This is a genomic window from Algoriphagus vanfongensis DSM 17529 (assembly GCF_000429465.1).
In the GTDB taxonomy this organism is placed as follows: domain Bacteria; phylum Bacteroidota; class Bacteroidia; order Cytophagales; family Cyclobacteriaceae; genus Algoriphagus; species Algoriphagus vanfongensis.
This window is the reverse complement of the sequence record NZ_AUBX01000017.1, coordinates 81096-104669: the sequence shown is the minus strand read 5'-3', so window position 1 is coordinate 104669 and position 23574 is coordinate 81096. Positions and strand designations below refer to the sequence as shown.

At 43.3% G+C, this 23574-nt stretch carries 16 protein-coding genes; 6 read left to right on the top strand and 10 right to left on the bottom strand.

Annotated elements, in window-relative coordinates; genetic code table 11:
- Positions 1 to 10 precede the first annotated feature (10 nt).
- On the top strand, positions 11 to 982 hold the full coding sequence (locus G460_RS22110) for a YihY/virulence factor BrkB family protein (RefSeq protein ID WP_051316102.1): 972 nt from the start codon (positions 11 to 13) through the stop codon (positions 980 to 982).
- Here the strand turns inward: G460_RS22110 and G460_RS0117615 are convergent.
- Positions 979 to 2175: a DcaP family trimeric outer membrane transporter gene (locus tag G460_RS0117615; RefSeq protein ID WP_026956595.1), complete on the bottom strand. Its 1197-nt coding sequence runs from the start codon at positions 2173 to 2175 to the stop codon at positions 979 to 981. The two genes, G460_RS22110 and G460_RS0117615, sit on opposite strands and share 4 nt — an antisense overlap.
- Before the next feature lie 115 nt (positions 2176 to 2290).
- On the bottom strand, positions 2291 to 3391 hold the full coding sequence (locus G460_RS0117610; RefSeq protein ID WP_026956594.1) for an SGNH/GDSL hydrolase family protein: 1101 nt from the start codon (positions 3389 to 3391) through the stop codon (positions 2291 to 2293).
- A 253-nt stretch (positions 3392 to 3644) separates the two neighbouring features.
- Between G460_RS0117610 and G460_RS0117605 the strand changes: the two genes are divergently transcribed.
- The 4 genes from G460_RS0117605 (at position 3645) to G460_RS0117590 (ending at position 13185) form a co-directional block, all read left to right on the top strand.
- Complete coding sequence (locus tag G460_RS0117605; RefSeq protein ID WP_026956593.1) at positions 3645 to 6320, top strand: glycosyl hydrolase; 2676 nt, start codon at positions 3645 to 3647, stop codon at positions 6318 to 6320.
- Between the two features lie 375 nt (positions 6321 to 6695).
- Complete coding sequence (locus G460_RS0117600; protein ID WP_026956592.1) at positions 6696 to 9719, top strand: SusC/RagA family TonB-linked outer membrane protein; 3024 nt, start codon at positions 6696 to 6698, stop codon at positions 9717 to 9719.
- Positions 9720 to 9764: 45 nt separating this feature from the next.
- Positions 9765 to 11513 carry a RagB/SusD family nutrient uptake outer membrane protein gene (locus G460_RS0117595; protein WP_026956591.1) on the top strand — a complete coding sequence of 583 codons (1749 nt, stop codon included), beginning with the start codon at positions 9765 to 9767 and terminating at the stop codon, positions 11511 to 11513.
- A 145-nt stretch (positions 11514 to 11658) separates the two neighbouring features.
- Positions 11659 to 13185, top strand: a complete 1527-nt coding sequence (locus tag G460_RS0117590; protein ID WP_026956590.1) for an FG-GAP repeat domain-containing protein — start codon at positions 11659 to 11661, stop codon at positions 13183 to 13185.
- 4 nt (positions 13186 to 13189) lie between these two features.
- Here G460_RS0117590 and G460_RS22105 read toward each other — a convergent pair whose 3' ends face one another.
- The 4 genes from G460_RS22105 to G460_RS0117570 form a co-directional block, all read right to left on the bottom strand.
- A complete protein-coding gene (locus G460_RS22105; RefSeq protein ID WP_035464652.1) occupies positions 13190 to 14581 on the bottom strand; it encodes a sulfatase-like hydrolase/transferase in 1392 nt (463 codons plus the stop codon).
- Positions 14582 to 14664: 83 nt separating this feature from the next.
- Complete coding sequence (locus G460_RS0117580) at positions 14665 to 15768, bottom strand: DUF418 domain-containing protein (protein ID WP_084421414.1); 1104 nt, start codon at positions 15766 to 15768, stop codon at positions 14665 to 14667.
- A 195-nt stretch (positions 15769 to 15963) separates the two neighbouring features.
- Positions 15964 to 18489, bottom strand: coding sequence for an ABC transporter permease (locus tag G460_RS0117575; protein ID WP_026956588.1), 2526 nt, complete (start codon positions 18487 to 18489; stop codon positions 15964 to 15966).
- Positions 18482 to 19159, bottom strand: coding sequence for an ABC transporter ATP-binding protein (locus tag G460_RS0117570; RefSeq protein WP_026956587.1), 678 nt, complete (start codon positions 19157 to 19159; stop codon positions 18482 to 18484). The genes G460_RS0117575 and G460_RS0117570 overlap by 8 nt, the downstream gene beginning before the upstream one ends.
- 213 nt (positions 19160 to 19372) lie before the next feature.
- On the opposite strand from G460_RS0117570, the gene G460_RS0117565 reads away from it, so the two are divergent.
- On the top strand, positions 19373 to 20056 hold the full coding sequence (locus G460_RS0117565; protein ID WP_035464715.1) for an arylesterase: 684 nt from the start codon (positions 19373 to 19375) through the stop codon (positions 20054 to 20056).
- Here G460_RS0117565 and G460_RS22100 read toward each other — a convergent pair.
- Genes G460_RS22100 through G460_RS22085 form a run of 4 tightly spaced genes read right to left on the bottom strand, consistent with a single transcriptional unit; the run spans position 20017 to position 23530 of the window.
- Complete coding sequence (locus tag G460_RS22100) at positions 20017 to 21081, bottom strand: ATP-grasp domain-containing protein (RefSeq protein WP_051316101.1); 1065 nt, start codon at positions 21079 to 21081, stop codon at positions 20017 to 20019. The genes G460_RS0117565 and G460_RS22100 overlap by 40 nt on opposite strands.
- A complete protein-coding gene (locus G460_RS22745) occupies positions 21078 to 21782 on the bottom strand; it encodes an LbetaH domain-containing protein (protein ID WP_051316100.1) in 705 nt (234 codons plus the stop codon). Before G460_RS22745 ends, G460_RS22100 begins: the two co-directional genes overlap by 4 nt.
- Positions 21783 to 21808: 26 nt before the next feature.
- Positions 21809 to 22657 (bottom strand): glycosyltransferase family 2 protein, encoded by an 849-nt coding sequence (locus tag G460_RS22740; protein ID WP_051316099.1) that lies wholly within the window; start codon positions 22655 to 22657, stop codon positions 21809 to 21811.
- Between the two features lie 9 nt (positions 22658 to 22666).
- Positions 22667 to 23530 carry a beta-keto acid cleavage family enzyme gene (locus tag G460_RS22085; RefSeq protein WP_051316098.1) on the bottom strand — a complete coding sequence of 288 codons (864 nt, stop codon included), beginning with the start codon at positions 23528 to 23530 and terminating at the stop codon, positions 22667 to 22669.
- Positions 23531 to 23574 lie beyond the last annotated feature (44 nt).

The following is a 23574-nucleotide window of genomic DNA, read 5'->3' as shown; positions in this document are numbered from 1 at the left end:
CCCTTTTCCTGTGCTCAAAGAGAGGATCAATAAAATCCAAGATGAAGTAGAGAACCGCCTCAAAGGACTTCGCAAAGTTCATATCGGAGAGCCGGACAAAAATCTATATGATCTGGGACATCTTTTTATTCAGCAGCTCAAAAAAGATGACATCAATGAGCGAGCTGGATCCATGGCTTTCAGTTTTACGATTGCCCTATTTCCCCTGTTGCTTTTCCTGCTCAATACGGTACCATATCTCCAAAATTTCATTCCTTATGTGACTACGGACAATATTCTACTCTTTGTCCAGGAAATATTGCCTGGAGAGATCTACCAGCAGCTAGAGGGGACAGTGATGGATATCGTATCCAAACCACGACAAAGCCTCTTATCCCTGGGTTTTTTCTTCGCCTTATTTGCTTCCACCCAAGGGGTGATTTCGATGATGAATTCCTTCAATTCGGTTTACCAAACCAAGGAAAATCGGGGATTTATCCTAAGCCGAATCATCGCTGTAGCGATCGTAGTTGCGCTGGTAGTGGCCGTATTCTCAGCAAGTACGATCATGATTTTCGGCACTATCGTCATTAATAGAATTGAAGAAATGCAACTCTTCAACTCCGACTTTCTGATTTTTCTATTTCACACCTTAAAATTTTTGGTGCTGCTGATGGTATTCTATTTTGCCAGTGCTTTCATCTTCCGTTTTGCGCCTGTAGTCCATGACAAATGGCACTTTTTCTCCATTGGAGCCAATTTTGCAGGTTTGCTGATTACTCTGGCTTTTTATGGGTTTACTTTCTACCTGAACAATTTCGCCAGCTACAACAAACTTTATGGTTCCATCGGTACACTGATCGCTCTGATGCTGTGGCTTTACATCACATCCATGATCATATTGATTTCTTTTGAGGTCAACGTCACACTCGATCTGATAGATGAGGAGAAAAACAAAAACGAAGATGCAGCCAAGGCTTTTCAAGCCAGCAATGTGGACTAAGGCCTCGTGAAAAGATGGGAGAATTTGTAGCGGAAGGAGAATTGGATTTTCGTAGCCTCACTGCTAAATCCATCTGAAAAATTCTTTCTATTGATATAAATAATCTCTGCTCCGGCTGTCACATTGGGAAATGGATGATATAAGAGATTAGTCGAATAATAATTACCCTCCTCATAGGCACTCGGATGAGACTGATCAGAAAGATGCGCCTGAGAACGCGACCAGCCTATGACGGAAGTAAACTCATCCGACCACTTAAAATCATAGTAAAAAACCAAGCCCAAATGTGGAATCGCCTCTCCCTGATAAGGATTGGAAGTCCCGCCTTCCGGATTGCTAGCTATCCCAATATCTGCCGTCGCATCGTCTAAATAACTCTGAAAACCTTTGCCCAAAGCGATCTGGCCACGAAAAACACCGAAATCTCCGGTCAATAAATTGGTAGAAAGATTGATCCCCCAGCCCCAGGTCTTGCCATCCAGAGCCAAGCCATCATCCAGAACATCATCCCAGACAATCCTTCGCACAATACCAGCTACTTCAGCATGCCCCCAGTCTCGATTGATCCGAAACTCACCCGAAATATCCGGCATAGGAAATCGAAACCTAACTCCCTCTAGCTCCTGTCGATCTGAAAAGACTCCTTCGTCTCCACTTGCTCCGGGTCTTTCAAGCGCAAAAGTCATTTGATTTCTGCCTTGCATCGGCATGTATCGAATCTGGGCATTTCGAAATGCAACCGCACCAGACGGCCCCCAATATTCCACTGTATTTGGAAAGACATCTGGATTGCCAAAAGGAGAATCGTACTGTCCAATCCCGAATTTGCCTAACTCCATGTAGGCATAGCGAAGGTGAAACGCGAACTCACCTGCCTGCTGACCGACTCCAAAAATATCAAATTCAAACATCGTCTTAAGCAATCCTAGCTTAGTCGGGTTGAGTACTTTGAAGCCCAGTTTCGTTTGTCTCACCGAAAAATACACACTCCCGTCTCCACCAAACTCATGAGGATAAGAAGGAAGTTTGCTAGGCCTCATCACATCAAACCATTGCGGATCTAGTTGCCCGAAATTGTAACCGATATCGGTCATCATCTGACCGTAAATCTCCAAACTGGCTTTTTCCTCCTCTTGGGCAAAAGTCAAAAAAGGCATAAAAAACAAAAGAAATCCAAGTTTCCAATTCTTCATTTTCTAAAAATAAGCTACTGGAAATTAGACATTTCATCGAATTAATAAAAGTCAGTCATACGCATTCCATTTCCAGAGTCAATTATTCAATCTTTTTGGAGAGTCCCAAGCGGATTTACTCAAAAATCTGACGGATTTTAAGAGCATAGGCATCTGCATATTTTTTCATACCTCCATCAGTGGGATGCGTACCATCCACAAAATCCCCCTCGTTCATTCCTATTTCATCCATGGTCAACAGATAGATTTCTTGGACCTCCTGAGCGAGTAGTGACTCGTATTCTTGCTGTAAGAGTTGGTTTTTGAAAATAGTGCCTTCATTTCGTTCCGAATCCACCAAACCATCTCCCAATCCTGCATGATAAGTCAGCAAAATCGGTGTATCTGGATGCTTCTCTTTGAGATATTTGACTGAGCTCTGAATTCTATCTCGCATTTCTTCTTCCGACATATTTTTGCCAGGCTGCATATTGGGCAGACAATCGAGGATAAAGAGTCGAGCATCTTGACTACCGATAAACTCTATCAGTTCCTTTTCCAACAATCCATTTCCAGAAAAGCCCAAATTGACCACTGGCTGATTCAAATCACGCATTAAAATCGATGTCCAGGCTAACGCGGGCCTTGAAGCACAAGCTCCCTGTGCAATAGAAGTCCCATAAACGATGATAGGAGGCTCATCACTTACTGGCAGAAAACCAAATTCACTCTGCTGATCCACACCTATCCGCAACTCATCGACCCCGTTGTACAATGGAAGAAAAAGCCGAAAATTCTGATTACTCACTTCAGCTTGCTTTAGTCTGAATATATACCTGATGGTATCCCCAAAAGAATAGGCTCCTCTCACCCAATCCAAATCACCTTGAGCATTTTCCACATAGAGATCCAGTCCACTTACTCCTGTCGCCGGCATATGGGGCAGCTGGACACGAACATTCCCTTTATATTCTACGGTGATCTCGGTGGCGTCCGTCTGAAAATCTAGGTACAGACCCGCTGATTGCTTGGAAAGATTCCATACCGGCTCCCTCACTGCGGCCTGCATGGCCTCTGGCAGACGATGATAGTTTTTCTCATTCATCAGTCTTCCACGGATCAGATTTTCTTCTTGCTCTAAAGGATTATACCAGCGAGTTTGGGAGTAGGCAAGCTGCCCTAGCATCACACTGACAAAAAAGAAAACGAAACTGATGGGATGGAATGGAAAACGCATAATGATTGGATTAAAAAAGAATCAAACCAAAGAAAGTGAAAAAAAGCTACTAGGCCAATCCCTCAGGTTTTTTATCCCCTCGTCTACAAAACACCTCTCCCATCGCGAGGAATCGATGACTTATACATAAAAATCGAGTATTTATCACTTTGGACATACTGTCTTCCTCGTTGAAAACCATTGGTCTCACTTGCATTTTTTAAATCCATCGTACACTTTGTAGTTCCAAGGAAATCTCGAACCCAACCTGACCATGAAAAAGTATTTTTCTTTATTACTTCTATTTTTTATATGCTCCCATTTTGCTCACTCCCAGTCCCCATCTGCAGATTCCAATGCCAAACCTTGGACCCGCTGGTGGTGGCTCGGAAGTATCGTGACGGAGGAAGGGATCACGCATAGTCTGGAGGATCTCAGCAAGTCAGGCTTTGGAGGAGTGGAAATCGTTCCGATCTATGGAGTGGATGGTGAAGAAGGGCAAGAGGTCCCCTATCTTTCTGACAGATGGCTGGAGCTTTTGGACCACACCATTCAGGAAGCTACTCGCCTAGACATGGGCGTGGATATCTCCATCGGCTCCGGATGGCCCATAGGTGGTCCCAATGTGAGTCCAGAGATGGCTGCCAAGAAGTTTGAGATAGAAACTTACCAAGTAAAGGTCGCACCCGATTTGGACAAAATTAAATCCAGTGACGGCAGTATCGCTTGGGCAAAAGCCATAGCCGATCCCAAAACTCAATCTTGGGACATCTTCCTGATCAAAAGCACTTTGACAGGACAAAAGGTCAAACGTGCAGGCCCAGGAGGCGCAGGACTTGTAATGGACCATTTGAACAAAGATGCATTGCAAAAATTGCTGACTCGCTTCGATTCCGCTTTGAATGAAAGCAATTATAGACCTCGTTCCTTTTTCAACGACAGCTATGAAGTCTATGGAGCCAACTGGACCTCTGATTTTTTGGAAGAATTTAAAAAGCGTCGGGGCTATGACTTTGCGGAGCACTTCCACGTATTGGTGCAGTCCCCAGAATCCCTAGATGCAAAACTCATTTATATAGATTATCAGCAGACGATTGCCGACCTGCTTTTGGAGGAATTCACCATTCCACTTCGACAATGGACCGAAAGCAAAGGAATTGCATTCAGCAATCAGGCCCATGGCTCTCCTGGCAACTTGCTTGATTTATATGCCGCAGCTGACCTCCCTCAGACAGAAGCTTTCGGTACCAGCCGATTTGATATTCCTTTGGTCAGAAATGACCCGGATTTTGATGAAAGTCGCTTTGGGAAACCAGAACCATTGACCTACAAATTTGCTTCTTCAGCCGCCAACTTGACGGGAAAAAAGCGAGCTGGCTCAGAAAGTTTTACCTGGCTGGCCGATCATTTCAAAATCGCACTGTCCATGATCAAACCTCAGGTGGACGAACTTCTTTTGAATGGCATCAACCATATTTTTTATCACGGCTTGCCCTACTCTCCCTATGAAGAGGGCTTTCCGGGATGGCAGTTTTATGCTGCGGTCAATTTTGGTCCTCAAGCTGGATTTTGGAATGAAATACCTCTGCTGAACCGCTACATAGCCAATAGTCAGCACCTCCTTCAAAACAGCCTTCCTGATCAGGATGTTCTGCTTTATTTCCCCATCCATGATATCTGGGCGAATTCCAATATTCGAACCGGGATCGTTCAGCTAGATGTCCACCATGCAGAAAGATGGCTTTTGGACACATCGGTGGGTTATTTAGCTAAAGAACTGATGGAGCATGGCTATCAATTTGATTATATCTCTGATAGATTGCTGGAGCAGCTCACCGTAGAAGCCGGAAAAATCCAATCCGGCCAAAGCGAATACAAGGCCATTCTGATTCCTGAAGTGGAGTATATCCCACTAGCGACGCTTCGAAAACTAAAAAAACTTGCAAATCAGGGAGCGCCTATTTTCTTCAATAACAACCTACCCAAATCCGTCGCAGGATGGAAGAATTTTGAAGAAAATCAGCAGGAAATTCTTCAAATCAATGAAGACTTACAAAAGCTAAACGAAGTAAAAATAAGCTCAGATGTCAGGAGAGTTTTGGCTGAATGGTCCATCTCCGCAGAAGAATTTTCAACCAAAGGCTTAAGCTTTTTGAGAAAAAGGCAGAGCAATGGTGACCGGATTTACTTTGTGAGCAATCTTAAGAATGTCTTTCATAGCGACTCTATCGAGCTACCCTTTTCTGCCAAATCCATTCAATTTTATGACCCTAATTCAGGAGAAAAAGGACTGGCCCGATTAAGTCCTAGCAGTGGCCAAACTACCCAGTTTTACCTTCAGCTTGCGCCCGGCCAATCCATTTTCATCCAGGCCTCCACCGCTACCATTGAAAAAGGAGAAAACTGGAACTACGTCATACCCACAGGAGCCCCTCTTCAATTGAATGGAGGTTGGAATTTGAGTTTCCTCCCCAGATATAGCCCACTACCGGAATCGACTACCCTTTCCGAGCTCACCTCATGGACTGAATTAGGCGACGAGAAAGCCACTTTTTTCGGAGGTACGGGTGTCTATGCGACGACATTTGATCTCCCTGCTGACTGGAATGAAAAAGAAGCTCATCTGCTGAAACTCGGTGATGTGAGAGAGTCTGCTGCAGTCTATATCAATGATCAGCTGATCGGAAAAGCTTGGTCCGTTCCTTTTGATTTGAAAATCCCAGATGGGATCCTTCAACCAACCGGAAACAAACTGAGGATAGAAGTGACTAATTTGGCCATCAACCAAATCATTGCCATCGACGGAAAAGGAGAGAAAAATTGGAAAAAATTCAAGGATGCAAATATTGTCAATATCAACTATCAGCCATTCGATGCGTCTGATTACAGCCCAGCGCTGTCTGGTCTATTGGGACCTGTAGAGATCTACCGGCTTCAGCAAGAAGAATAGATTCTTCTCTTTTTCTTAACATGGATGTGTGCTTTTCAGCTAGCCAAGCTTCTGCTTTTTAAAATCTGAAAATCGGGGTCTCAAAAGACTAAAACATTTCTTAATATCTGCCTTCATTTTTTAATCTAAAGGTAATTGTAACTGAACGCCCAACAGTGTCCTATGGACTAAAATTGCGGTCAAATTAACCCCAACACAATTACCACCCACAAAACTTAGTACAATTCGGGCCCTTTTGGAGTGCACTGATTATCTCCTATTCCGAGCAGAAAATCAATACCGAGAACTTGAAGCTTGAAGTCATTTGAGACCCAAGTTCTACAGGCTACTCCGATCCCGACTTCTATTAAAAACTCTCAAAACCAATCACACAGTATGATGAAATTTTTACTTCAAAAAACTATGGCAGTGGTCATCCTTCTTGGATTTTCCTGTCAATTGGCCATTTCGGCTCCCGGAACTCCGGCGAAGCTGGAAGAAATGGTTGAAAATTCCCGAGAAGCTATTGTCAAAGGAATCGTCACGGACGAAACCGGAGAAGCTTTGATCGGCGCTTCTGTGAGTATCAAAGGCACCGTGACAGGAACCATCACAGACATCGATGGCAGCTTTAGTATCAATGCCAGTGAGGGTGACATTTTGGTATTTTCCTACATCGGATATATCTCCAAAGAAATCACTCTAGGCAACCAAACGAATCTCACAGTAGAGCTCGCTGCTGATATCACACAGCTTGACGACGTGGTCGTGGTGGCTTACGGTGTACAGAAAAAATCAGATGTGACCGGAGCGATCAGTTCTACCAAGTCTGAGGATTTCAACAAAGGTGTGGTAGTCAACCCAGGGCAACTTCTTCAAGGTAAAGTAGCCGGTGTCAATGTGACCAATACAAGTGGTGAACCAGGAGCGGCTCAGGATGTAATCATCCGAGGTATCGGCAGTTTGAGATCCGGTACTACTCCTCTTTATGTGGTTGATGGATTTGTATTGGACAATACGACTACCGGTCTCGCCAGTAATCCATTGAACTTCATCAATCCGCAGGATATCGAAAGTATGGATGTCCTAAAGGATGCTTCTGCAGCAGCCATCTACGGTGCCAGAGCCGCTAACGGGGTCATCGTGATCACCACCAAAAGAGGTAAAGAAGGTAAGACAGAGATGAATCTGAATGTATCCACTGCTTGGTCCAATATGGCCAATAAAATCGATGTGTTTTCTGCAGATGAATTCAGGTCTCAAGTCGTTGCCGTCGGAGGAACCCTTTATGATGGAGGCGGAAATACAGATTGGCAGGATGCCCTGACTCAAACTGGTAGATCCAACAATGTCAACTTCTCCATGAGCGGAGCGGCTAGTGAAAAGTTTTCATACTATGCCTCTGCGGGCGTAGAAGATCTAGAAGGCGTACTGGTTAATTCAGAATTGAAGCGCTACTCCGGCAGACTAAATATGTCTCAAAAGGCGCTGAATGGAAGACTGACCATGGACTACAATCTGACCGGGGCACGCACTGAAAATTACCGACCAGACAATGGTTCGCTTGTGACAAGCATGCTTCAATTGAACCCAACCATTCCTGCATATACCAATGGAGAACCTACTCTTTTGGATGATATGATGAATCCATTGGTTCGCAATGAACTCTACTCGGATGTCGCGATCAACAATAGAATTTTGGCGAATATTTCACCTACCATCGAATTATTCAAAGGCTTCACTTACAAGCTCAACTTGGGTGTGGACTTCTCTACCACTAACAGAGATATCCAGATGAAACCCTATGCCTTGCTAGAAGGCAGTGAACTAGGATCTTTGAATTCCTCTACGACCCGAAATTCCAATCAACTGGTAGAAAATATCCTGACATACAAGTTTGAGTCTGGCCTACATGAAGGGACCATTTTGGGAGGGCATTCCTACCAAAAAACTTTCGTTCAGCAGCAAGCCTTCAATTTGACAGGTTTTGCAGACAATGATGTAGATCCGATCTACCAAGACCAAACTAGTACTCAGGAGCAGCCAACAACTGTTTCATCTTATGCTATCGAAAACGAATTGCAGTCTTTCTTCGGAAGACTAAACTATGGCTACGATGGTAGATATCTAGCTACTGCAACTCTTCGTGCAGACGGTTCTTCCAAGTTTGGAGAAAACAACAAATACGGAATCTTCCCTTCTTTTGCTTTGGGCTGGAATATCTCCAGAGAAGGGTTTATGCAAAATAGCTTCTTTGATAATTTGAAGTTGAGAGCGAGCTGGGGACAGACAGGTAACCAAGAAATCCCTTCCAAAATCACCCAATTGAGCTTCACCGAAAGCAAATCTGGAAATGACACTTATCCGCTGGTACCAGGCGCAACTACCTTGGATGGCTATCCATACGGAACCATTTTCACCCGATTGGCCAATCCGGACATTCAGTGGGAAGTTTCTTCACAGACTAACATCGGGATCGACTTTAGCATTTTCGACTTCCGCTTGACTGGTACGGTTGATTACTTCAACAAAGTTTCTGAAAATATCCTTTTAGAAGTGGTACCTGCTGACCCTATTCAGCCGACTGCTACCTACTGGACTAATGTACCCGATATGGAGATCCAAAACCAAGGGATTGAAATCGGTTTAGACTACAACAATGATCCTCAACGTGCATTGCAGTTTAACTTGGGTGGAAATGCCACTTTCATCAAAAACCAAGTGGTCAATTCTCCATTCGCAGTCTTGACAACAGGTGCTGCATCAGGAGCAGGTCAGACTGGAGCTACCATCAATGGCTATATCAATGGAGAGCCTATCGGCGCATTTTATATGAAAGACTTCATCGGAATCGGCGAGGATGGATTGAATGAATTCCGGGATGTCAATGGTGACGGACAGGTGTTGGAAAATGACAGAACTGTAGTTGGCACGGCTCTTCCTGATCTCTTGTATGCTTTCCATACTAACTTGAGATACAATGGATTTGACTTTGGGTTGAACTTCAACGGTGCAGCTGGCAACAAGATTTTCAACCACACTACGATGTCCTTGTTCCAAAAAGGAAGCCTTGCTTCTTCTTTCAACACAACGGATTTCGCAGTACAATATCCTGAGGAAGCGATCACCAATGCCAATGAAGTATCCACCAGGTACTTGGAAAACGGCAGCTTCTTGAGACTTAACAATGCCACGATTGCTTATACACTTCAGCCAGAAGTACTGGGATTGGGCAATGCAGTGCGCAGCATTCGAGTTTCGCTGACTGGACAAAACCTATTTGTGATCACAGATTACTCCGGGTTTGATCCGGAAGTAAACACAGGAAGCTCTTCAGGTGGAGTGCAGACTTTCGGAATAGACCGATTCACGTATCCTACAGCCAGAACATTCCTATTGGGCCTCAATGTCTCCTTTTAAGCATCATTGAAGCCAGAGTTTTTTGGACAAAAAAAATTGAAAAAAATGAAAAAATATATTCAGAACATAGCTTTCACAAGTGCTCTTATGCTTGCAGGAACAGCCTGTACAGATCTAGAAGAGCCTATTTTGGATGAATCACTTACGGGTGCCGGACAGGCAGAAGCCATCAGTGGAGCGATCGCTCCTGCCTACGGACAGATGTCCCAGGTTTGGTACCATACCAACTACTACGGACTTCAGCTTATTGCATCAGATGAAGCCATCCTTCCATACCGAGGAGGTACAGACTGGTTTGATGGTGGTAAATTCCTTGCCACTCACCAGCATTTGATGACTCCGGGAAATGACCTAGTGGGAAGCTCCTGGAATGAACTGACCAAAAATATTTCCCGTGCGATATCCGCCATCGAGGTACTTCGCCCATTGGCAGAGGAAGGCAATCAGCAGGCAACTTCGGCACTCTATGAAATGATCGCCTTGAGAGCTTATCTCAACATGTTGGTGTTGGAAAGCTGGGGAATTGCTTTCGAAAAAGAAGTTTCCAGTGACATCTCCGTCATCCTGAGAGGTGAAGAAGCGATCTCATACATCGAAGAGGAGCTTTCGTCCGTAGCCAGTCTGATCAGCCCTGATTTGGGTCCAGGTCGCCTCAATCAAGCAGCGGTTTATGGATTTTTGGCTAGACTCCACCTGAATGCAGCTGTCTATAGAGATCCATACGGCACGCCAAATTTCAGTACAGAAGACATGAACAAGGTGATCGAATACACTAACCAAATCATCAATTCTGGCAAATACAGCTTCTCTGAAGAATACTTCGAACTCTTCAATGACAGCAACGACAGCAATGCTGAGATCATTTTCTCACTGGATCAAAGAGGCGTTTTAAGCAACGAGCATAGCCGTTGGGCATATTGGTCCATCGCAGGCTCTATGTTCCCAAGACCTGAGTATCCGAGTGCCGATGGTACAGATGGACCAGCATTTACTTCTGATTTTATCCAAACTTGGATGGACGCTTACGAAGTAGATCCAGCGGAAGTGGATGCGAGATTTTATCAGCAAAACAATTTCATCCCGGAAGATATCCAAGATCTCACTGGTCTAAATGCACTCAATGACGAGGACAACTACTACTGCATCACAGACACGGATTTCGAAATGGATCGTGGAGTCTTGAGAGGTGTACAATGGGGACCGAGAAAAGGATCTGACGGAGCATTTTTCCGATGTGGAGATGGCACCGTGAGAATCTACCCCGTAGTACAGACCAAAGGAAATGCCGCGGACAAAGACATAGGCTATGTCAATCACACCATGGAGGTCAATTTCACCAACGAAGGAAGACTTCACAATACAGGCTACAGATGCTCCAAATATCAGTTTAGTCATACTTCTCCAAATGGTAACAACTACAGCAGTGTGGACTTGGTCTTGATGAGATTGGCAGAAATCTACCTGATGAGAGCCGAGGCAAAACTTAGAACAGGCGATCAAGCCGGAGCATTGGCAGATATCAATGCTGTCAGAACTTCCAGAACTGCCCGTCCTGCTCAAACTCCAGCCGCACTGACTGAAGTAGATCTGGACATCCTTTTCCGTGAGAGAGGATTTGAATTGTACTGGGAAGGATTCAGAAGAGGCGATCAGATCCGATTCGGAAAATATGAAGACTCTTGGACTGAAAAGACGGATTCTGATGTGAACAAGCGATTGTTCCCAATCCCTCAAAGTGCGATCGATGGTGCTTCCAACATTGAAGGATTCTTGGTTCAAAACCCAGGCTATTAATCAATAGCTCAGTTTAATTTTTATGAGGCTGTTTCAATTGGTATGCTAAATACTAGTTGAAGCAGCCTCATTTTTTTGATTCATTTTTATCCAAAAACATAATAATTTCAGACTTTCAATTTCCTGATATCAATTGAGTTCTGAAATGTCCCTGCGCTTCTTTCTTTGTCTATCCCTGATCGGGATTTTCCGGCCTGGCCATGCTCAAACTTCAAGCGAAACAATTCTCAAGGGAAAAACTCTAGCTAAAACCTATTGCGCTGCTTGCCATGCTTACCCTGATCCTGAGCTTTTACCCAAAGAAATCTGGAAAAAGCAGGTCTTGCCTCAAATGGCTGCTTTCATGGGAGATGCCGCAGCACAAGACTCACTCAAGATCTGGGAAAATAAAAGTGAAAAAGAGATAGCCCAAGTCAAAAAGCTGGGAGTTTACCCATCTCAAGCTATGCTAAGCGGGGAAGACTTTCAGGCCATCATCGACTTTTACACTGCCTCCGCTCCCGAAAAACTACCTGCGCAAAACTCAAAAGAAACCACAATGCCTCTGGCAGGTTTTGAGAGCAAAAAACTATTCATAGACGGCATCAAAGGTCCTCAAACCAGCATGGTTGCGATCAATGAAGAGCGATCTGAGCTTTTCATCGGAGAAGCTTCAGGTCAGCAACTGTATGTCAAAGTCCCGACTGACGAACTTTTCACCCTCCCCCAAACCAGCAGCCCTGTCGTCCATTTTGCACCAAAAGCCCCTAATGAGTACAGTTTCATCAGCGTTGGTTCCATCGCGCCCAGTGACCTTTCAGAAGGGGCTATGTATGAAATGAACTTGTCCACCAATGCCTGGCAAGAATCTCTTACCCAGTTGTCTAGACCTGTTTTTGCGATTTGGTCCGATTTGGAGAATGATGGCAAAGCAGATTTCATTCTATGCAATTATGGAAATCACGGTGGTAATGTATCAATCTATAGAGATGGAGACTTCCAGACACCTCCGCTGATTTTGGGAGGAGCTGGAGCGAGAAAAGTGGAAGTCCACGACCTCAATCAAGACGGAAAGCTGGACATCGTGGCTCTATTTTGTCAGGGAAATGAGCGGCTATCAGTCTTTTACAATCAAGGAAATGGAAGCTTTGGTCCCGAGGAGATTTTACTAAGGTTTTCGCCAGTAATGGGCTCCAGCTATTTTGAAATGCGAGATCTTGATGGAGATGGAGCTTTGGAAATTTTGCTGAGCAATGGAGACAATTGGGATTATTCATCGACCCTAAAGCCGTACCATGGCTTCAGAATCTATAAAAATCAAAACGGCTCGTATGAAGAGGCTTGGTTTTATCCACAATACGGCGCTGCCAAAGCGATGTGCTTGGATTTTGACCAAGATGGCGACTTGGACTTCGCTACGATTGCTTTTTACGACGAACTGGAAAACCCAAGTGAACAGTTTTTACTATTTGAAAACTTGGGAAACATGACTTTTTCACCCAAATATCTATCTGAATCTGCCTTGGGCAAATGGCTCACCATGGATGTCGGTGATCTCGACGGAGATGGAGACCCGGACATCGTACTGGGAGCCTATTCGCACAACACACTGGAATACACCAAATTACTCCTCAGAGGAATCGAAGAAATCCCGAGCGTGTTGATATTGGAAAATCAACTACGTCAACCTTAAAGGATCATTGATCAAATCTATCTGGATGGATCTTATTGTATTCGGCACCTTCTGAAAGTCCCATAAAAATCGGATCCATCAGAGTTGACTCCCACTCTTTGACGATTCTTCGAAGTTTCTCTACCCTGCTGAGTTGCTCAGATGCTAGATTGACTTTCTCAGAGATGTCCTTTTGGATGTCAAAAAGCTCCACCTTTTCACCGACTGTAATCTGCTTGCTATCAGCTGTTCTCACAGCGAATTTCGCATTGTTATAGTTTCTCCAAAACAATTCCTCGTGTGGAACATCCTGGATAGCTCCCGTAAGATAGGGCACCAGATTGACTCCGTCCAGAGAGTTTTTTGGAGTCGCTTTGGAAACGGCAGCGGCTGTGGAGAATATATCCAGTGAAATCACAGGGTGATCGTATTTGATCCCAGCGGGAATCACTCCTTTCCACTGCACTGCAAAAGGAACCCGGATTCCCCCTTCATAAAAATCTCCTTTGAATCCACGAAGAGGTGCATTATCTGATGAATTATGAGGGCTTGGGCCGCCATTATCCGAGAGAAAGAAAACAAGTGTGTTCTCATCGATCTCCAGCTCTTCCAGCTTGTCCAGCAAAGCTCCCACTCCATCATCTACTGCGCTCACCATAGCCGCATAAGTACGGCGCTTTTTATCTTCTATGTGTGAAAACCTTTTGAGATACTTCTCGGTAGCTTGAAGCGGAGTGTGAGGTGCATTGTATGAAAGATAGATAAAAAACGGCTCTTCATGATGTCTCTCCACAAAGTCCACTGCCTCTCTTGATAAAGCATCTGTGAGATATTCAGTTTCCTCTACTCGTGTGGTGTTTCTGAGTAGTTTGGTCCTGTAACCGTCTATTTGGGTTTTGGCCTCAGTAAGATCTTGCAACACATATTCCTCTGGAAAATATCGATGCCCTCCAGAAAGGAATCCGTAAAACTCATCAAATCCTCTTTTATTTGGAATAAGATCTGGGTGAGCTCCCATATGCCACTTCCCAAAGACTCCAGTGGTATATCCTACATTTTTCAACAAGTCAGCCATCGTTTCCTCACTAAGTGGCAAGCCCATTTGAGGATCTTTAGGGGCCAAAAGCGGATTTTTGGAAAAGCCGAATCTGTCTTGATACCTTCCGGTCAGCAATCCCGCACGACTGGGACCACAAACAGCATACGATACGTATCCAGAGGTAAACACGACGCCATTGTTGGCGATTCTGTCTATTTCCGGCGTGGGTATTTCGGTACTGCCATTGAAACCTACATCTGCATAGCCCTGATCATCTGTCAGGATGATGATGACATTAGGACGGTCGTTAGCTGGTCGGGTTTGGGACAGAGCCGCAAAAGGCAATATTCCAAGTAAAAAGAAAGAAAGAAACTTCATTAATTCGGTGATCTAAAACTGGGTTTGATAAAGAGCTTTGAATATAAAAACAAAAGTCAACTTATAGTCCAATTGGACCAATTCTATTTGTTTTTCTTCCAAACTAGCCGCTTGGAGTACGTCAATTTTCTCCAAAGCCATTCTAAAGGACCAAATCGAAAATAGCTCAACCAGAGTCTGCTAAAAATTACTTGACCGCCGAAAACAACAAATGCCAACAGCGTCATTTGAAAAGGACTCAAAGTTTCAAACATCCCCAAACCAACCGAAGTAAACACAAGCATACCAATGAGGCTTTGTAACAGGTAATTGGTCAGGGCCATCCGTCCTACAAAGCGGAGAGGACTGATTGTTTTTTGCAAAGAAGAAAAATACCACAACCAAGCTATGAACCAAAGATAGAATAATCCAAAGGCTACATCTGAAATCACCATCAACTTGACAAAAACTACCCTACCCCATTCGGTCCGATAAAGCTCTGTCTCCGGCAATAGAAAAAGAAAGAGCAGCCGATAAGCATTGCTGACCATTAGGACCCAAATCATCGGCTTTCTGATCCGTAAAACCCATTTATCCATAGATGCATATACTTCCTTTCTACCCAAGTAAATCCCCAAAAGAAACATGGCAAATGCCAAAGGCATAAGATATCCAACAAGCAATGGAATATTAGAGACATATTCTCTCCACCTAAATAAAATCATATCTCCATAGCTCCCCTGACGCATCAAACCTCTTATAGATTCCACGGAATAGCTCGCTAAAAAACCATAGGGATCAATGCTCAAAACCCTCAAGACAAAACCTAAAACCTGATCATAAAAGGGGAAAAGCAAGAAGAAGAATATTCCAGTGAGGAGAAAAGAGTCTGACCGTGAGACCATCCAGACACTAAGCAGTCCCAAAATCGCATAGATATGAAGCACATCTCCAGACCATAAGAATGTGATATGCATCCATCCAAACAGAAACAACACAGCCATTCTCCTGCTAAAAAATGTCGATGACTTTTCTCCCAAGTCCCTCAACTTCTTTGCTTGCATGGCAATGCCGACACCGAATAAGAGTGAAAAAATCGGAAAGAATTTGGTATAGAAAAATAATTGGAGAAAGCGCTCTGTCCAATAATCCAAGGAGGATGTCCACTGCCTCGCAAAAGCATCCATGGTAAAATAAGTCGAATTCATAGCTCCGATGTTGACCACAAAGATCCCCAAAATGGCAAATCCTCGAAAGACATCCAGTAGCTCTATTCTATTACTTTCCTAGGTAGGTCTGTGCATTTCGCAATTTAGGGCGTGTCTTGAGGAGCTTTAGGCTTCCCAAGACATGCCTTATTTCATCTTTATTCTTTGAATTTGATCATGAATTAAGTCTTTTAATCAGCTATTTCCCCTCAAAATCTCCATAGGCGGTCGATTGATGATTCTTCGGCCATTCAGCCAGCCTAATACGATGGTCAGTCCAGTGATTGCGAGATACATGATCAGTCCCTCTTTCCAAGCGAGGCTAAAGTTCATCTCAAAGACAAATTCTCCCAAAAGATAGGTGGCCGCAAAAGACAAGAGTATTCCAGAAAGAGAAGCCAAACTGCCCAAAAAGAAGTATTCCAAGGTATTGATCTTGCTGACCGTCCCTGAGTCCGCTCCGAGTGTTCTCAACAATATACTTTCCCGCATCCGCTGATACTTACTGATAATCAGCGAACTGATCAAAACCAAAATCCCTGTAGCGATACTAAAAAAGGCCATAAACTGAATCACAAAGCTGATTTTGCCCATGATATCTTCCAGTGTCTCCACGATGGTTCCGAGATTGATCACAGAAATATTCGGGAACGCCCTTACCACTTCTGACTGCAAATCAGCCGCCTCTCTATCGTTTTTGGTTTTCGTGATCAGGACATGAAACTTGGGAGCCTGATCCAGAACTTTCTCAGGAAATAAAACCAAAAAATTCGTCGAAACCTGATTGAATTTCACATCTCTGAAACTTCCAATATAGGTCATGATCGGCCTTCCCTGCACGTTGAACTCCACCGCATCTCCCAGCTTGAGTCCATTTCCTTCTGCAAATCCTTTCTCAAAACTTACAAAGATCGAGTCTCCACGAGCTCCAACCGGGATCAATTCTCCATCGGTCAAAGTTTCGGAAGAAATCAAAGTATCCCGGTAAGTAACACGAAACTCCCGATTGTAGAGCCATCTACTGTAATCCTCCTCTTCTGGCAATTCTTCATTCGCTTGCTTGTCTATCCCGTTGATCTCATTGAGCTGCATGGTCACGATAGGTACTTCCTGCATGATTGGAAGTTCTCTCCCAGAAATTTTTGCTTTGACATCTTCCAGTTGAGCAGTCTGAATATCAAACATCAGCATATTGGGCTGATCCTCTTTATCTGCAAATCGCGCTTCTTCGAGTAGTTGATTTTGGAGGAAAAACAAGGTAGAAATCATCGCCGTCCCTAGTCCTATTGTCGCTATGAGTGATATTGTTTGATTGTTGGGTCGATAGAGATTAGCAAGAGCCTGTCTCATGGTATAGCGCAGGGAAATAGGTAGAAATTTCCGAACCGCCCACATGATCAATTGGCCAACGCTCCAAAGAATTCCGAAGGCAAAAACCACAAACCCTGTAAAACCTAATGCCAACATCGGAGAATCCAGTAGGTAGAAACTAAATCCCCAGATAAACAGCAAAATCCCCACAATCACCAACCATCTCAATGGATCTTTCAGAAGGGTAGAATCGGCAGTCTCAGGTCTCAATGTAGCCATTGGAGAGACATTCCTAACTTTAAGCAAAGGCAAAAGAGCAAAGAGTACCGAAACAAAAAGTCCTGTGACAATACCAAAGCCTACCGAAAGCCAAGATACTCCTATCGTCACCTCAACTGGCAAAAAGTCGGCAAAAACAACCGGCAATACAAACTGGAGCAATGTACCCAGCGTAGCGCCCAGTATTGCTCCGACCAAGCCCATGATCTTAATTTCGGTCAGGTAAATAAATAAGACATCCCGAGACGAAACTCCCAAACATCTCAAAACCGCCACCGAAGCTAATTTCTCTTTCACAAATACATTGACTGCGGAGGCTACTCCCACACATCCCAATAGCAAAGCAATAAATGCGACCAAGCTGAGGAAACTGGACATATTGCCAAACGAGCGTCCCGTGGATCGCTTTCGGTCCTCCACTGTGTCGGCATCGACCCGGTCCACCTCCCACTGATCTTCAAATGGCTCAATCAAAGCCTCTACATCCGTCCCTTCGGCAAACTGGAAATAGCGATTGTACTCCACACGGCTTCCGTACTGGACCAAGCCTGTTTCTTCCAAATAAGCCATTGGGATATACACCGCCGGAGCAACCGTAGCCGTGATTCCGGTCTGACCTGGGACTTTCTGTAGCTCTCCGACGACTTCAAACTCTACCTCTCCGACTTTGATCTGGTCGCCCACTTCTGCATTGAACTGTGCCATCAAGGTCTTTTCGACCAATGCTTTTTTCCCTCCACTTCGAAAGTCCTCAACTCCAGCCACTGGGATCGTCTCTAAAATACCATAAAATGGGAACCCTCCTTCCAAAGCCCGAACTTGCGTCAATCGACTCGCTCCAGTCTGAGGGAAGGCAACCATACTGGCAAAGTTGACTTCAGAAGCTGTCTGCAAAGCCAAGGAATCGATCGGCTGATCTCCTATAGGATTCCTGTTTTCCAAAACCAAATCAGCCCCCAATAGCTCTTTCGCTTGGTTGTCAATGTCTGCAGTCAGGTTTTCACCAAAAGAACTGATCGCCACCAGAGCGGCAATTCCCACCACGATGGAGGAAACAAAAAGCAAAAGTCTTGAAATGTTTTTTCGGAAATCCCGAAAAGCCATTTTGATGATCCAGGACAAATCAGGCATGGGCTTCCTCCTGTATTTTTCCACCTTTGATATGGATGATTCGCTGGGTTTTGGCAGCTAGTTCGAGATCATGCGTCACGAGTACCAAGGTTGTTCCTTCTTCTTTGTTTAGATCAAAAATCAACTTCTCGATCATTTCACCGGTTTCTGTATCCAAGTTGCCCGTAGGCTCATCAGCAAATAAGATTTTGGGTTCGTTGGCGAAAGCTCTGGCTATAGAAACCCGCTGCTGCTCTCCTCCAGAAAGCTGAGTCGGGTAGTGTGTAGCTCGGTCTCCCAAGCCTACCTTTTCCAACAATTCTTGGGCTTTCTTGCGCGCATCTTTTCTCTTTTTCAGTTCCAAAGGGACCATGACATTTTCCAATGCTGTCAGTGTTGGAAGCAGTTGGAAATTCTGAAAAATAAATCCAACATGTTGATTTCTGACTTTGGCTCGCTGATCCTCATTGAGGCTTTGGAGGTTCTCTCCATTTAGCGTCACTGAACCCGTACTGGCCGAGTCCAAACCAGCACACAGTCCTAGCAAGGTAGTTTTACCGCTTCCCGAAGGCCCTACGATGGAAATGGTTTCTCCTGCTATGATGTCAAAATTGACGGAGTCCAAGACAGTCAGCTTCCTGCTTCCGCTTTGGTAAGTTTTACTGAGATTTTGGATAGAAAGTATATTCATCGAGTGATATTTTGACAAGTATTAGGAAGTACAAACGAGTTGGAAATGTATTGGTTAGAAAACCACATGCATATGTCGAAAATAGAAGGAAAACTTCAGAACATTGATCCATCAGTCAAAAAATCGAGTTTGAGCTAGAATGAAGATTGATTTTCAAGCCTATTCCGAACTTTTTCCTGCGAAATCCATTAATTAGTGGTAGAATCTCAAACTATGAACAAGGCTCGAATATCCATATCCCTCTTATTAGTTCTGATTGGAATCCTCACTTTCTCCTGCTCTGAATCCAAGAAGGAAGAAAGCGCTCAAGTAGAAACCCATTCAGAAGTAGAATCCTCCACAGAGAAAAAGCAAACAATTCTTTTCTTTGGCAACAGTCTGACGGCTGGATACGGGATCGATCAGGAAGTTTCATTTTCTGGATTGATTCAGGACAAGATCGACAGTCTCGGACTTGACTACCGGGTCATCAATGGCGGACTAAGTGGGGAAACTACCGCCGGCGGTTTGAGTCGGCTGGATTGGTTTCTGGAAGAGCAGCCGGAAATTTTTGTTTTGGAACTGGGCGGAAACGACGGTCTTAGAGGAATCCAGCTCAGCGAGACCAAAAGCAACTTGGAGAAAATCATCGATAAGGTCAGAGCGAAATTCCCAGATACCAAAATCATCTTGGCAGGCATGCAGATTCCGCCCAATATGGGGCAGGAATACACCGACGAATTCAAGGAAATTTACCCCAAGGTAGCTCAAGAAAAAGAGGTAACTTTGATTCCTTTTCTGCTGGAAGGAGTGGCCGGAGATCCAGATTTAAATTTGCCAGATGGCATCCATCCTACGGAGGAGGGACATAAAATTGTCTACAAAACAGTTTGGCCTTTTATTGAGTCCAACCTTTGAGTTTCCTTTTTGTTTGCAGAAATCATGGATATACCTTTTAAGGAAACAGTTCCTATTGTAGGACTTAGAAACTCTTTAGGATCAAAATTTTCTTGTTTCAACCACTTAATCATTGCCTTTGGCAAATGAACTCCAGAAAGGTGTGAAAATGGATATCCCCCACTAAACCTTGGATTAAATTCCAACACAAAAATCCCACCTTCATTGACAAAAACATCCGCATCAATCACGAAGGAATGTCGCGTCAATGAAGCTATTCTTCTACCTAATATTCTCAATTGAGGATTATCAACAGTCTCAGCACCTTCTGTCTCCCCTCCTTTTCTTAGGATTTTTCTATTGACTACTGTTGTTTGGTGATTCCCTTCTAAATCGTTGATGATATCCAGCATATATTCTTCGCCGGACAATTTTTCCATGATCAAAATAGCCCCTTCAATATCTTGGCTACTTTCAAACCTTAGAATAGAGCTTTCAACTTCCTTTCTAAGTTTATTATAATAAAAACTGAGTTCTTCCTCATTTTCGGCAACATAGACACCAATAGATCCCATCCCCCATCTGGGTTTTATCACTACTGGAAAATCAATGGAGCCTGCTAATTTTGCCGCATAAAACTGCCCCTGAGATAAAAACAGTGGAACGGTCTGAAATCCAAACTCTTCCAGGAACTGATAAGTTTTGAATTTATCATTGGAAAGAAGAGCTAACTCAAGGCTGGATACAAAAACATAAATACCTAATTCTAAAAACTCCTCTTTTGCTCTAGCCAATACAGGCAACTCTAAATCAAGAAGTGGAACAATTAGCTGAATCTCTCTTTCTAAACAGAACTGTTTCAGGAAAGGAATATAATCCTCAGAAATAATAGGAGGTGCTATATCCATACCATCTGCTACATAAAGAGCAGGTGAATTCGAGTGGCTATTGACAGCATAGACCTTTCCATTATAAGGCAAAACCGCTTCTTTAAAATAGTCCACGAGGTAGTTTCTTCTACCTACACTTGTTAATAGAACATTCATCCTAATGAAAAATCAGGTTCAAGTACTACTCCATTCCATCTTTCATTCTCACGAATAACTTTACAGGGGTTTCCATAGGCGATTACTCCATCTGGAATATCCCTAGTAACTACGCTTCCAGCCCCAATTAGGCATCTTTTCCCGACACTGACATTATTTGATATAGTTACCCCTGTCCCTATTTCTGTCCCCATTCCAATATTCACAAAACCTGACAAAACAGCTCCTGGATTGATATTTACAAAATCACCAAGAACTGCATGGTGACCAACAGAAGCCGATCTTTTAATTGTAACCCCAAACCCTATTTGGCACATCGATGATACTAGAGCCATGGGTTCTATCAAAATTCCCCCTGCATGGACAGAACTTGGACCAAAATAGGTAGTACTGGAATGAATTATATCCGCGTACCTAGTATTGCCAATGCCATGTGTTTTTCTAAAAAAATGATAAAGTAAATACTTGACATTTGAATGATGAACTCCAAACTGTACAGGTAAAATCAGATTTTGGGAAAACATATATTCCTTTTCAAAAAAATGAGAGGCGGAATATCTGCTTGAAATGACGCAGTCAGGTCTATCAACATTCTTCACAATATCATATTGATTGATACCCAAAAGCTCAGAGGCTAAATCCATGACCACTGCAACTCCGCCGTCACTATGGCCCAAAAGTATCATTTTGTCTTCTTTCATAGGTGAGATAACTGCTATCGAAAATCTTATTTTAAGAGAAAATTAGCGTAAAATCTTTTCAAGGAATAGACAACAGACCGCGTGAAAAGAACAGGATCATGATGAATGTACCGAAACAAAAACCAATTGTTCCTAAGTTGTGCCTGATGGTTCTTTTTCTTAGACTTACTTAAGTATAAGCCATTTGGATTATAGCGATAAAAGCTTGTGGTATCAGGCAAATAAATGAGGTTTCCTTTCTTTTTGTAAAAAGAAAAAAGTACCTGATCCAAGGGGATTGGCTTTTGGACTATTGGATTTTTCAATAATTCATCCATTCTATTTCGAATCATCCAACTGGAGATATGCCCCATGTAAAAAGATTTTTTCAAATCTCCTTTGTTGAAAATTTTGAAACCTTCTGGAACTCCAGGTGGTTTTTTTCCGGGTTGTTGATCGAGAACTGTATTGGTAATACAAATAGAGCAATCGCCATTTTCCTCCAATAGTTCTACCTGCTTTTGAAGTTTATAAGGATCTAACCAATAATCATCTCCATCACATATACAGATATATTTACCCAGGGCATCTTTATAGAGACCTAAATGATTGAATCTGCCCGCCCTACGTCCATACATGATTGCCTTCTCTTCTTCCTTCCTTAAAAAGAGTCGGATTTTCATGGGGTATTTTTCAGCAAACTCAGTAACAATTTCCCGAGTTTTATCAGTACTGGCATCCTCACCTACAAGGATTTCGAATGGAAAATCCGTTTTCTGGGAAATAATACTTTCAAGACATTCAGCGATAAAATCTTCATGTTGGAAAGTGGGTACACAGACACTGACAAGAGGTGTATTTGAGCCCGGAGGCTGTTGTCCTTGCTGGGAATTCATTGCCTGAATTTAATTGGACTGTAAGACCTGCGATTTTGCTGCAAGTCTGTTTGAATTATAGAACCCCAATTCCCCCATTTCTTTAGGTTTCAGAAATTCTTTCCCATTCATTTCAATTAAATCATGAATTCGTTTTACCAATTCTACATTGGAACAAAGTCTTGATTTTTTTGAATCCCAATAAATATTATCCTCCAACCCTATTCTCACACCATAACCCATTGCAATGGCTATTGAATTAACTTGCAATTGATACTCTCCCAGACCAGCAAGAGTGATCCAATTGTCTTGAGATATTTCTTGAATGGCTTGACCAATATGAGCTAGGCTTGCCTGGTATCCAGCGATATTACCAAACAGCAAATTCCAATAAATAGGCCCTTGGATCACCTTCTTTTTTATTAAGTAGTTCCCATAGTTTATCATTCCTAAATCAAAGGCTTCTAATTCTGGAACTACTCCATAGGAATTCATTTTTTCCGCGAGAGAAATAATCATCTCAGGGGCATTGACAGACGCCTGTCTCAAAAAGTTAAGTGAAGAAAGAGTCAGTGAACACATATCAGGTTTTAACTCAATTACTTCTGACCTTTTTTCAAATTCCGGAAAATTTCTACCAGAGGTACTCCCACAAATGATCAAATCCGGGCAGTATTTCCTTACCCCTTCAAAAATCTCTTGGTAAATAGATTTTTTATACGTGGGTACACCATTCTTTTCTCTTGCATGAAGATGGGCAATGGTAATTCCCAATTCATAGGCCTCATGGGTTTGTTCAATAATTTCTTGAGGTGAAATAGGAACAAAAGGAGTTTGACCCTTTTGAGGGATCATCCCTGTTGGACAAAAATTCACCAAAACCTTATTATTCATGGTATATCTAGAGTGTTAAAAATTTTTGAATCATTGGTATATAA

Coding starts and splice junctions, on each gene's coding strand:
- G460_RS0117570 (WP_026956587.1), bottom strand. CDS start 19,159: ATGAATATACTTTCTATCCAAAATCTCAGTAAAACTTACCAAAGCGGA.
- G460_RS22100 (WP_051316101.1), bottom strand. CDS start 21,081: ATGAATGTTCTATTAACAAGTGTAGGTAGAAGAAACTACCTCGTGGAC.
- G460_RS0117605 (WP_026956593.1), top strand. CDS start 3,645: ATGAAAAAGTATTTTTCTTTATTACTTCTATTTTTTATATGCTCCCAT.
- G460_RS0117600 (WP_026956592.1), top strand. CDS start 6,696: ATGATGAAATTTTTACTTCAAAAAACTATGGCAGTGGTCATCCTTCTT.
- G460_RS22085 (WP_051316098.1), bottom strand. CDS start 23,530: ATGAATAATAAGGTTTTGGTGAATTTTTGTCCAACAGGGATGATCCCT.
- G460_RS22740 (WP_051316099.1), bottom strand. CDS start 22,657: ATGAATTCCCAGCAAGGACAACAGCCTCCGGGCTCAAATACACCTCTT.
- G460_RS22105 (WP_035464652.1), bottom strand. CDS start 14,581: ATGAAGTTTCTTTCTTTCTTTTTACTTGGAATATTGCCTTTTGCGGCT.
- G460_RS0117610 (WP_026956594.1), bottom strand. CDS start 3,391: ATGCGTTTTCCATTCCATCCCATCAGTTTCGTTTTCTTTTTTGTCAGT.
- G460_RS0117590 (WP_026956590.1), top strand. CDS start 11,659: ATGTCCCTGCGCTTCTTTCTTTGTCTATCCCTGATCGGGATTTTCCGG.
- G460_RS0117595 (WP_026956591.1), top strand. CDS start 9,765: ATGAAAAAATATATTCAGAACATAGCTTTCACAAGTGCTCTTATGCTT.
- G460_RS0117615 (WP_026956595.1), bottom strand. CDS start 2,175: ATGAAGAATTGGAAACTTGGATTTCTTTTGTTTTTTATGCCTTTTTTG.
- G460_RS0117580 (WP_084421414.1), bottom strand. CDS start 15,768: ATGAATTCGACTTATTTTACCATGGATGCTTTTGCGAGGCAGTGGACA.
- G460_RS22745 (WP_051316100.1), bottom strand. CDS start 21,782: ATGAAAGAAGACAAAATGATACTTTTGGGCCATAGTGACGGCGGAGTT.
- G460_RS0117575 (WP_026956588.1), bottom strand. CDS start 18,489: ATGCCTGATTTGTCCTGGATCATCAAAATGGCTTTTCGGGATTTCCGA.
- G460_RS0117565 (WP_035464715.1), top strand. CDS start 19,373: ATGAACAAGGCTCGAATATCCATATCCCTCTTATTAGTTCTGATTGGA.